The sequence below is a fragment of the Roseibium sp. genome, from assembly GCF_025698965.1.
Classification (GTDB): domain Bacteria; phylum Pseudomonadota; class Alphaproteobacteria; order Rhizobiales; family Stappiaceae; genus Roseibium.
Window position 1 is genome coordinate 1 of the sequence record NZ_JAILWL010000236.1, and the last position, 9858, is coordinate 9858.

The following is a 9858-nucleotide window of genomic DNA, read 5'->3' on the forward strand; positions in this document are numbered from 1 at the left end:
GAGGGGACCGTGACTGACAACACGCATCGCGAAGAGCTTGAAGACCTGATCGCAGAAAACGACACCGGGGCACGAGATCCGTCAGGTCTCGCAAAACGGATCATTTTCGCCGTAGCCATCGCCTGGCCGCTTTACCAGCTGTATATGGCCTCTCCCCTGCCTTTCGTCACCGGCTTTGGACTGATTGACGACAGCCAGCAACGGGCGATCCATCTCGCCTTTGCGCTGCTTCTCGGCTTTCTGACCTTCCCGGCCTTTTTGAGTTCGCCCAGACGCTATGTTCCAACATACGACTGGATCCTTGGGATTGTGGCTGCCGCATGTGCGCTCTACATCGTGGTCTTTTACCGGGAAGTCGTGAACCACGCCGGTGGTCAGCGAACCCTTGCAGAAACCGTGGTTTCCATGCTCGGGATTGCCCTGGTGCTGGAAATCACACGCCGGGTGCTCGGCCTGTCGCTGGTGATCATCGCGGTCATCTTTTCCGCTTATGTCTTTGTCGGTCCGACCCTTCCCGACCTGATATCCCATCGCGGTTTCAGCCTGAACCGGTATGTCGACCACATGTGGTTGACGACGGAAGGTGTGTTCGGCCTGCCGCTCGGCGTATCCAACAGCTTCATCTTCCTGTTTGTGTTGTTCGGTGCTCTTTTGGACAAGGGCGGTGCAGGCAACTTCTTCATCAAGCTGTCCTTTTCCATGCTCGGTCACCTGAGAGGCGGTCCTGCAAAGGCTGCGGTCGTCTCATCCGGACTGACAGGCCTGATCTCGGGCTCGGCCATTGCCAATGTCGTGACGACGGGCACGTTCACAATTCCCCTGATGAAGCGGATCGGTTTTTCTGGTGAAAAAGCCGGGGCCATTGAGGTGTCGTCGTCGATCAACGGGCAGATCATGCCCCCGGTGATGGGTGCCGCGGCATTCCTGATGACGGAATTTGTTGGCATCAGTTACTTCGAAGTCGTCCTGCACGCCTTCGTGCCTGCGATTGTCAGCTATATCGGCCTTTTCTACATCGTGCATCTGGAAGCCGTGAAAGCAAACATGCCTGTTCTAGCCAAAGTGCGTGAAAGCTCGCTACTCCAGAAGATCTGGAGTTTCCTGTTCGGCTTCGGCGCCCTGGCACTTGTCAGCGGACTGACCTATGCGGTTGCTACAGGTCTTGAATCTGTAGCGGGCTCCTATGCCACTCCCCTCGCCGGTCTGCTTATGGCTGGGCTCTATGTCTGGCTGCTCAAGATTGCGGCCAGCTATCCGGAGCTGGAAATCGACGATCCCAATGCCCCACTGATCGAAATACCGGAATTGAAGCCCACCTTGATGGCAGGCCTTCATTTCATTCTACCGATCGGTGTTCTGGTCTGGTGCCTCATGATCCAACGGCTGTCACCTGGACTTGCGGTCTCCTGGGCCATTATTATCATGGTATTGATTATCCTCACCCAAAAACCAATCCTGGCGTATTTCCGGACACGGGAAACGGAAAACTTCTCCGCTCAGTTCAGGGCCGGTTTCAGTGATCTCGTTCAGGGTTTCATCGCTGGATCGCGCAACATGGTCGGGATTGCCGTCGCAATGGCTGCTGCCGGCATTATCGTAGGCGTGGTCTCACTGACAGGCCTCGGTCTTCTGATGACGGAGATTATCAACGCGGTTTCGGGCGGCAATATCATGATTATGCTGCTGTTCACGGCGATCATGTGCGTCGTGCTCGGCATGGGCCTGCCGACAACGGCAAATTACATTGTCGTGGCGAGTGTCATGGCCCAGCCGCTTGTGACGCTTGCAGCCCAGAACGGCCTGGTTATTCCACTCTTTGCCGTCCACCTCTTCGTCTTCTATTTCGGTCTGATGTCCGGAACGACGCCACCCGTTGCGGTTGACAGTTTCGCCGGCGCTGCTGTTGCGCGTTCGGACCCGATGAAAACCTGCATCCAGGCTTTCTATTACAGCCTGAGAACCGCAATCCTGCCGTTCATTTTCGTCTTCAATCCTGAAATGCTGCTGATCGGTGTCGAAAGCTGGTGGAGCGCCGCACTGATCATTGTGTCGTCCACTATCGCCATGTGCGTCTTTGCGGCGGCAACCCAAGGGTTCATGCTTGTAAAGAGCTACAAGATCGAAAGCGCATTGATGATCGTAATTGCGCTGTCGCTGCTGCGGCCTGCATTCTGGCTCGACCTGGTTCAGCCTCCTTTTACCCCTGTCCCGCCGAATTCAATTCACGAGACTGTTGCAAATGCTGAAGACGGTGCGCAAATCCAGATGCTCATGGAAGGAGAGAATTTTTCCGGGGATCTGATCCGCAGGAAAGTCGCCATTCCGCTAGGCCCAACCGGCGCCTCGGGAGAAGACCGCCTGCAATCGGCAACAGGCATGATGATGCGGATTGATGACGACGGCGTCTATGTCGACAATGTCGATTTCAACAGCCCGGCGCAAAGATGGGGCATCGACTTTGACTGGAAAATCCTGGAGCTGAACAGCCCGAATTCCCGGATGGCCAAGGAACTGTTCTACATACCGATTTATGGCACGTTGATCCTGCTGGTTCTGGGGCAACTTGCCCGCCGCCGCAAGCAAGAGACGGTTTCCTATGTATGATCACATTCTCATCCCGATCGATCTGGATGCAACCAGCGCAAACAGCAAGGTGGTCGAGACCGCAATGGATCTTGCCCGAAACAACGTTGCAACCCTGCATTTCCTTGCTGTCGTGCCTCCTCTGGATTCCTTTGCTTCCACTTTCTTCCCGAAGGGATTTCAGACACAGGCAATCGAAGCCGCGCGCGAGCGACTGCACGATTTCACAGGAAAGCTTGACCTGTCGGGCCTGAAAGTTCAGCACGTTGTTACCCATGGTGCGATCTACGACCAGATCATTGCGACTTCGGAAAAGGTCGACGCTGATCTGATTGTATTGGCGTCGCACCGCCCGGAAGCCCGGGACTATCTTCTTGGTCCGAATGCGGCGAGAGTGGTCCGTCACGCAAATTGTTCCGTTATGGTTGTACGGGACTGAAACCTTTCCGGTCACACTTGAATTGGAACGAACCTCGAGATTTGTGTAAAGCAGAGATATGAGCGAAACGACTGAAGCAAAATCCACCGCTATTCCGATCTACGAAACTCTCAAGGATGAGATCGTGACCAGTGTGCTTCTTCCCGGTGAAGCTTTGCGGCAGGATGAAATTGCAAGACGATTTGGCGTCAGCAAAATTCCCGTGCGTGAAGCCCTGCTGAAGCTCGAAATTGACGGCTTTGTTCTATTTCGAAAAAACAAGGGCGCGACTGTCCGGGAAATGTCGAGCAATGAAGTGCTCAATCTCATGGATATCCGCATAGCCCTTGAGTGCAAGGCGATTGAGCTGAGCGTGCCGAACATGATTCCGTCCGACTTTGCCCGGGCCGAGGAGATCTTGAACGATTATTCCGCCCAGTCGGATTCACAAAGCTGGAGCGAGCACAATATCGCTTTTCACCAGACCCTCTATGAACCTTGCGACAATCCCGCCCTTCTGCAGATGATAGCCGATGTCAGGGCCCGCCTTGGACCATTTACAAACATGATGGTCTCGGAGGCGTCCGGCCTCGAACGCCCCCATAAGGAACATCAGGACATTTTGGCGGCATGTGTAACCGGGAACGCATCGAAAGCGGTTGAGTTACTCAAGCAACATATCGAAACGACAAAGAAGGTCACAGCCGCCTTCATGCGTCGCGGTGCCCGTGGATAGCGCTCACTCACCAAAAAAGCGCACACGATACAATCGCGAACGCCTTCCCCAAGAAAGCCTGACAGCACCGGCACTCCCGTGTGGAGCCGAACGGTGCTGCCGGACGTGTCAGCAGGCCGGACGCTGGCCCGGAAGCAAGACTTTGTCGATCACGTGGATCACGCCATTTTCTGCCTGAATATCGGCAATGATCACATTTGCAGTCGCACCGGTGCCGTCTGCGATATCAACGCCCTTGCCGGAGCGCGTGATGCAGGTGCGTTCACTCGTTAACATCGGCTTGAAGTAGTTTGAACCAACCGGAATTTGGTTGGAATTCAATTTCCGGTCGTCAACATGATAGAGCAGAACATTTGTGAGCTGGTCTTTGTTTTCCGGCTTCAGGAGACTTTCAACTGTTCCTTCCGGTAACGCAGCAAACGCATCATTGACAGGTGCAAAAACGGTAAAGGGTCCGGGGCCCTGGAGCGCGTCAGCCAAACCCGCTGCCTGAACTGCCGCAACCAGAGTGCTAAACCTATCATCGTCAGCGGCAATTTCTACAATTGTCTTCGCATTTGCTTGAGATGCAACAAGACACACGGATGCTGCAAGCGCCAAAAGGCTCTTTTTCATGATCTATACTCCCGATTTGATCAGATAACAGCAACATCTACGTGAGGCGCATAAAACCAGATCAGGAACAACGTAATTTTTCTTAAGATTTTTTAAAAAATGTTTTTCACTACGCATCAAGTTACTGAAAAGGCGTTTGGTTTTTGCACCAGTTTCCGAACCGATTTCGGGACTTTGCACCTACAACAGGATGTTCCGCGCCTAGACATTCCCGGTTCTCAAGCTAAATGCTAGGGAGATACTGGACGGGATGAACACGTTTCTAATACAGGACAACGCAATGGGGCTCGTTTCACCGCTCTTTCCTTTCGACAATTCCTACGCACGCGAATTGCCTGGCTTCTATGTCGACTGGGAAGGCGCAAGAGTACCGGAACCTTCACTTGTTCTGTTCAACACGTCCCTGGCACAGGAACTCGGCCTGCAAACCAGCGCACTCGAAACGCCTCAAGGAGCAGCCATTTTCACCGGAATGGTGAAACCCGAAGGCTCTTCGCCCCTCGCTCAGGTTTATGCAGGTCACCAGTTTGGCGGATTTTCACCACAACTGGGCGATGGACGGGCACTCCTGCTTGGAGAGATTATCGACACAAACGGCCGACGGCGTGACATCCAGCTAAAAGGATCCGGACCAACGCCTTTTTCCCGCGGCGGTGATGGAAAGGCCGTGATCGGGCCTGTACTGCGCGAATACATCATCGGTGAAGCAATGCACGCGCTCGGGATTCCGACAACCCGCGCACTAGCGGCAGCAACAACCGGTGAAACGATTTTTCGCGAAGGACCGAAACCAGGAGCGGTCCTCACCAGAGTTGCGTCCAGTCACTTGCGGGTCGGCACTTTCCAGTTCTTTGCCGCAAGAGGTGAAACGGAAAAGGTCCGTCAACTCGCCGACTACGCCATCGCACGCCACGATCCGGATCTTGCCGATACGCAAGACAGATATCTCAAGCTGCTCGGCAGGGTCATTGAACGTCAGGCATCCCTCATCGCCAAATGGGTTCTGGTGGGTTTTGTCCATGGGGTCATGAATACCGACAACACCACAATCTCCGGCGAAACCATCGATTATGGTCCTTGCGCGTTTATTGACGCCTACAATCCGGCAGCAGTGTTCAGCTCGATCGACCATGGTGGGCGCTATGCGTTTGGACGCCAGCCGATGATCGCTCAATGGAACCTGGCACGTCTGGCCGAGACGCTTCTCGCTCTTATCGATCCGGACGACCTCGACAAGGCGGTTGAACGCGCGAGTTCCGAATTAGGGCGTTTTCCCGAGCTATACAAAAGTGCGTGGCTTGATGGCATGCGAGCCAAGACCGGTCTACAGGGCAAAGAAGAAGGTGACCAGTCCCTGGTCGAGGCGCTGCTGACTATGATGCAGAACCAGAACGTCGACTACACGCTTTTGTTCCGCCACCTCGCTCACGCAGCAAATGGCAACGCTGAAAAAGCCCGTGCATTGTTCGAAGCACCCGAAGCCTTTGATGCATGGCTGATTGACTGGCGTGAAAGGGTGTCCAGGCAAAACATTGACCATAACGCCACTTCGACGAACATGAACCAGGTCAATCCGGCCTACATTCCACGCAATCACAAGGTCGAAGAAGCTCTTCAGGCAGCTGAAACCGGTGATTACACACTGGTCAAACAGCTTCTGGAGGTGTTGCGGACCCCCTATTCGGAAAACCCGGCCCACGAGGCTTATGCCAACCCTCCACCTGGCGACTTCGGACCTTATCGGACATTTTGTGGAACCTGATGCTCCACGTGTTGCCTGAAAAATTTCTCAGACACCTGCCAACTGCTCGACCAGAAACATCAGTTCCTTGTCCATCAGTTCACCCGACAAGCCTATGAAACGCTCTTCAAGACTGATTTCGACTAGACCGTGAACTGCGGCAAAACAGGTTCGCGTACGCGCCGCCAGTTCTTCTTCCGAAAAGCCGGGATCCAGTTTGTGCAACGGTGCAGCAATGAAAGCCAACAGGGCGATATTGCCCTGGATATGCGCTTCCGGTGCAGGACGCCCCTCCGGCAGTCGGTGTACGAACAGCGTTGTCCAAAGGTTCCGATTGTTTCGCGCATATTCAAGATAGGATCTCGCAAGCATCTTCAGCTGATCCAGCGGATCATCAATCTCCGTAACTGCCTCACGCATAACTGTCCGGATGCGCTCCAACGTCACCGTGTTCACCGCGATTAGAAGCTCGTCCTGATCCGCGTAATGCTTATATACGGAGCCGACGGAATACCCAGCTTGCGCGGCAATCTTTCGGATATTGACGGCTTCCAGCCCACCTGCCTCAACCGCTTTGATCGCAGCATCGAGAACCCTTCGCTGTGTCTCTTCGCTCTTTGCTTTTTGAATTCCGGACATTTCAGATAAATCCCAACAAAAGTGAACTTAGTTCATTTTTTTCTTGACGTACCGCATTTCATATGGCTTTGTCAAATAGTGAACCGCGTTCACTTTTTGTTGGAGGCAGTATGTTGGAACCGTTCATTGCTCAGTTAAAGGCGTTGTTTGACGGCAGTGCCCATGGAAATCAAAGCCGGCAATCTCTGGCAATCCTGAATGCAAATCTTCGAAGTGCTGCTGGATCGGTCAGAGCGGCTCAGGCAGCCCTGGCACGCGCCAAGGCGGAACAGCAGTTGGATCGCAAACGTCTAAAAGAAATAAAGGCGTCGATTGAGGATCTGGAAAACCGCGCGCGAAATGCTCTCTTGAAAGGACTGGACGCCCTTGCGCGCGAGGCGGCGGAAGCAATTGCGCTGTTGGAAGACGAAAAATCTGCACTCGAATCTGCAGTCCAGGCTTTTGATCAGGACCTGACATCGCTGACAGAAAGTCTGCACCGGGCGCAAAGCCGACTTCGCGCACTCAAGCGCGGCGAACGCACCGCAGAAGTTAGAGAGCAGATTCAAAAAGCGCAGTCTCTTGGTGCCTCCGCCGGGCAATCTGCCCTGTCTCACGCTGAAGAGCAATTGGAGGACATTCTCCATCGCCAAGAGCGTGATCAACTTGCAGACAGGGAATTCACGTCTCTGTCGCCCGCGGAAAATCCAGAAACGATGATCGAAAAACTCGCTGAAGCAGGCTGCGGCGAACCCGTCCGCAGCCGTGCCGATGATGTACTCGCACGGCTCAGAGCTGAAAGCCCTCTCCTTCTGGAAATCAGCAAGTAAGAAAGGAAACCCCCATGCAGGATACTCAGGTCAAACACTCCCAGAACTGGACCATATTCACCATGGTCAGCTTTGCTGTTGCCGCCATTATGATGGCGCTCGGCATATACAATCTGGAAGCCAGTTTTTCGGCCAAGGGTTTTTACACCATGGCCTCGATCATGCTGGTTCATTCCGCGGTCACGCTCACCAAAACGCTTCGGGACCGCGATGAATCGGAGAAGTTTCACAATCGCCTGGAAGACGCCAAAACCGAGAAATTGCTGATGGATATCAGCAAACCGGAACAGGACTGATTTTGTCGAAACGTCGAACGGGCGGTCTGCTTGCAGCCGCCCGGAAGGAGGAGAAATGAGCACTTCACTGATGAAGTCCCGAAGGTTCGCACCGCTGTTCTGGACTCAGTTTCTGTCAGCGTTCAATGATAACTTCCTGAAGAACACCCTGATTTTTCTCGTGTTGTTTCAGGTTGGCGCTGTAGGCGTTGACGCCGGCACCAATGGTGTCGTGATTGCATTGGCTGGAGCGGTGTTCATTGCCCCGTTTCTGTTCCTGTCCGCTCTGGGCGGCGAACTTGCGGACCGCTTTGACAAATCGAAACTCGCTCAAATGACGAAGCTGGTGGAAATCGGTGGAGCGGGTCTCGCCGTCATCGGAATGGCGCTGTCTTCCCTGCCCGTTTTATTTGCGGCGCTCTTCATTTTCGGGGCAATGTCTGCCCTGTTCAGCCCCGTAAAGTACGGCCTGCTGCCAGACCATCTTAAAACCGAAGAACTTCCCCGGGCCAATGCCTGGGTGGAAGCGGGTACCTTTCTGGCCATTCTCGGTGGAACAATCTCCGCAGGTCTTTTGTTCTCGGCTGGATCGCCTGCGATACTCTTTGCTCCGGTCATGATGGCACTGGCTGTTGGTTGCTACTTGTCCAGCCGCCAGATCCCCTCGACACCAGCGGCAGCGCCCACCCTCAAGATCAACAAAAACATCGTGACATCGACCTGGCGCATCCTGTCGGACCTTGCGGCTGACAAAAGACTGTTCCGCACGTCCTTGATGAATGGCTGGTTCTGGATGATTGGCGCTCTGGTTTTGTCCATTCTGCCCTTGATCGTCTCTGATCTCTTGGGGGGTAATGAAACTGCGGTCACGTTCTTCCTGACAATATTTGCCGTGTCCATCGGTGTCGGCTCTGCATTGGCTGCATGGATTTCGGCTGGACGCGTCATCTTGTTGCCTGCGCCGGTTGGTGCGGCACTTCTGGCACTGTTCAGTTTTGACGCTTCTCTTGTCCTGATCGGCCTTCCCGTTCCGGTTCCAACTGTCGGTCTCGTCGACTTTCTTCAACAAGAAGGAGTTGTCCGTCTCAGCCTTGACCTGGCCGGTCTTGCCATCGCCGGGGCTCTGATTGTCGTACCGACCTTTACAGCCCTGCAGACCTGGGCCAGTTCCGAGAGCCGCGCACGTCGCATCGCCGGTTCAAACGCCTTGGCCGCAATGATGATGACGATTGGTGGGCTGGCTCTGGCTGGCGCGCAAAAGCTCGGCCTGTCCGTGTCATCAATCATGATGACACTTGCAGGGCTCAACGCGCTTGTCGCCGTCGCCATGTTGAAATTCCTGCCAACCAACCCAATGCGTGACGCGATCTCAATCCTTTATCGCGCTGTTTTTCGCATGGAAGTGAAGGGACTTGAGCACCTGGAAAAAGCGGGAGATGCCCCTATTCTGGCATTGAACCACGTCAGTTTTCTGGATGCGGGCCTTGCCCTGACCCTTACCGACAAGGCACCGACCTTTGCCGTCGACTATGAGATCGCCAAACGCTGGTGGGTCAGACCCTTTCTGAAACTAGCAAATGCCCTGCCGATCAACCCCGCAAAGCCAATGGCAACTCGGTCGCTGATCAAGGTGGTGAAATCAGGCGAACCGATGGTGATCTTTCCCGAAGGGCGTCTGACCGTCACCGGCACATTGATGAAGGTCTATGATGGAGCAGCCATGGTCGCAGACAAGACCGGCGCCATGATCGTCCCGATCCGCATAGATGGACTGGAAAAAACACCGTTCTCCTATTTGAACCCCAACCAGATCCGCAAACGCCTTTTCCCGAAAGTAAGGGTTACAATCATGGAACCGAAACAACTGGAATTGCCGGAAGACCTGAAGGGCCGCAAACGCCGGACGGCAGCTGGTAGTGAATTATACCAGGTCATGTCCGACCTGATGTTTGAAACCAGCCTTGCGGATAACAACACTATTCTCGACCAAGTCATTGCCACGGCAAAAGATCGTGGCCTGTCTGCCTTGGCCCTGGAAGACC

At 54.2% G+C, this 9858-nt stretch carries 9 protein-coding genes; 7 read left to right on the forward strand and 2 right to left on the reverse strand.

Going from position 1 to position 9858, the window contains the following annotated elements; genetic code table 11:
* Positions 1-9 precede the first annotated feature (9 nt).
* The 3 genes from K5905_RS18620 to K5905_RS18630 are packed head-to-tail and all read left to right on the forward strand — an operon-like array spanning position 10 to position 3737.
* Positions 10-2604, forward strand: a complete 2595-nt coding sequence (locus K5905_RS18620; protein ID WP_297586529.1) for a TRAP transporter permease — start codon at positions 10-12, stop codon at positions 2602-2604.
* Positions 2597-3022, forward strand: a complete 426-nt coding sequence (locus K5905_RS18625) for a universal stress protein (RefSeq protein WP_297586513.1) — start codon at positions 2597-2599, stop codon at positions 3020-3022. The genes K5905_RS18620 and K5905_RS18625 overlap by 8 nt, the downstream gene beginning before the upstream one ends.
* A 58-nt stretch (positions 3023-3080) precedes the next feature.
* The gene (locus K5905_RS18630; RefSeq protein ID WP_297586515.1) at positions 3081-3737 is read left to right on the forward strand and encodes a GntR family transcriptional regulator; all 657 of its coding nucleotides are present in this window, start codon (positions 3081-3083) and stop codon (positions 3735-3737) included.
* Positions 3738-3845: 108 nt separating this feature from the next.
* On the opposite strand, the gene K5905_RS18635 is transcribed toward K5905_RS18630, so the two are convergent.
* Positions 3846-4352 carry a fasciclin domain-containing protein gene (locus K5905_RS18635; protein ID WP_297586517.1) on the reverse strand — a complete coding sequence of 169 codons (507 nt, stop codon included), beginning with the start codon at positions 4350-4352 and terminating at the stop codon, positions 3846-3848.
* 250 nt (positions 4353-4602) lie between these two features.
* On the opposite strand from K5905_RS18635, the gene K5905_RS18640 reads away from it, so the two are divergent.
* Positions 4603-6114, forward strand: a complete 1512-nt coding sequence (locus tag K5905_RS18640) for a YdiU family protein (protein WP_297586519.1) — start codon at positions 4603-4605, stop codon at positions 6112-6114.
* Between the two features lie 27 nt (positions 6115-6141).
* On the opposite strand, the gene K5905_RS18645 is transcribed toward K5905_RS18640, so the two are convergent.
* Positions 6142-6732, reverse strand: coding sequence for a TetR/AcrR family transcriptional regulator (locus K5905_RS18645; RefSeq protein ID WP_297586521.1), 591 nt, complete (start codon positions 6730-6732; stop codon positions 6142-6144).
* A 110-nt stretch (positions 6733-6842) separates the two neighbouring features.
* On the opposite strand from K5905_RS18645, the gene K5905_RS18650 reads away from it, so the two are divergent.
* From K5905_RS18650 to K5905_RS18660, 3 genes are all read left to right on the forward strand, one after another.
* Complete coding sequence (locus K5905_RS18650) at positions 6843-7541, forward strand: PspA/IM30 family protein (protein ID WP_297586523.1); 699 nt, start codon at positions 6843-6845, stop codon at positions 7539-7541.
* Between the two features lie 14 nt (positions 7542-7555).
* Positions 7556-7837, forward strand: coding sequence for a YiaA/YiaB family inner membrane protein (locus tag K5905_RS18655; protein ID WP_297586525.1), 282 nt, complete (start codon positions 7556-7558; stop codon positions 7835-7837).
* Between the two features lie 55 nt (positions 7838-7892).
* Positions 7893-9858: MFS transporter (locus K5905_RS18660; protein WP_297586527.1), on the forward strand; the 1966-nt coding region annotated here is incomplete at its 3' end.

Bases quoted from the DNA above. Each gene is read 5' to 3' on its own strand.
- K5905_RS18625 (WP_297586513.1), top strand. From the start codon at position 2,597: ATGTATGATCACATTCTCATCCCGATCGATCTGGATGCAACCAGCGCA.
- K5905_RS18630 (WP_297586515.1), top strand. From the start codon at position 3,081: ATGAGCGAAACGACTGAAGCAAAATCCACCGCTATTCCGATCTACGAA.
- K5905_RS18635 (WP_297586517.1), bottom strand. From the start codon at position 4,352: ATGAAAAAGAGCCTTTTGGCGCTTGCAGCATCCGTGTGTCTTGTTGCA.
- K5905_RS18640 (WP_297586519.1), top strand. From the start codon at position 4,603: ATGAACACGTTTCTAATACAGGACAACGCAATGGGGCTCGTTTCACCG.
- K5905_RS18645 (WP_297586521.1), bottom strand. From the start codon at position 6,732: ATGTCCGGAATTCAAAAAGCAAAGAGCGAAGAGACACAGCGAAGGGTT.
- K5905_RS18650 (WP_297586523.1), top strand. From the start codon at position 6,843: ATGTTGGAACCGTTCATTGCTCAGTTAAAGGCGTTGTTTGACGGCAGT.
- K5905_RS18655 (WP_297586525.1), top strand. From the start codon at position 7,556: ATGCAGGATACTCAGGTCAAACACTCCCAGAACTGGACCATATTCACC.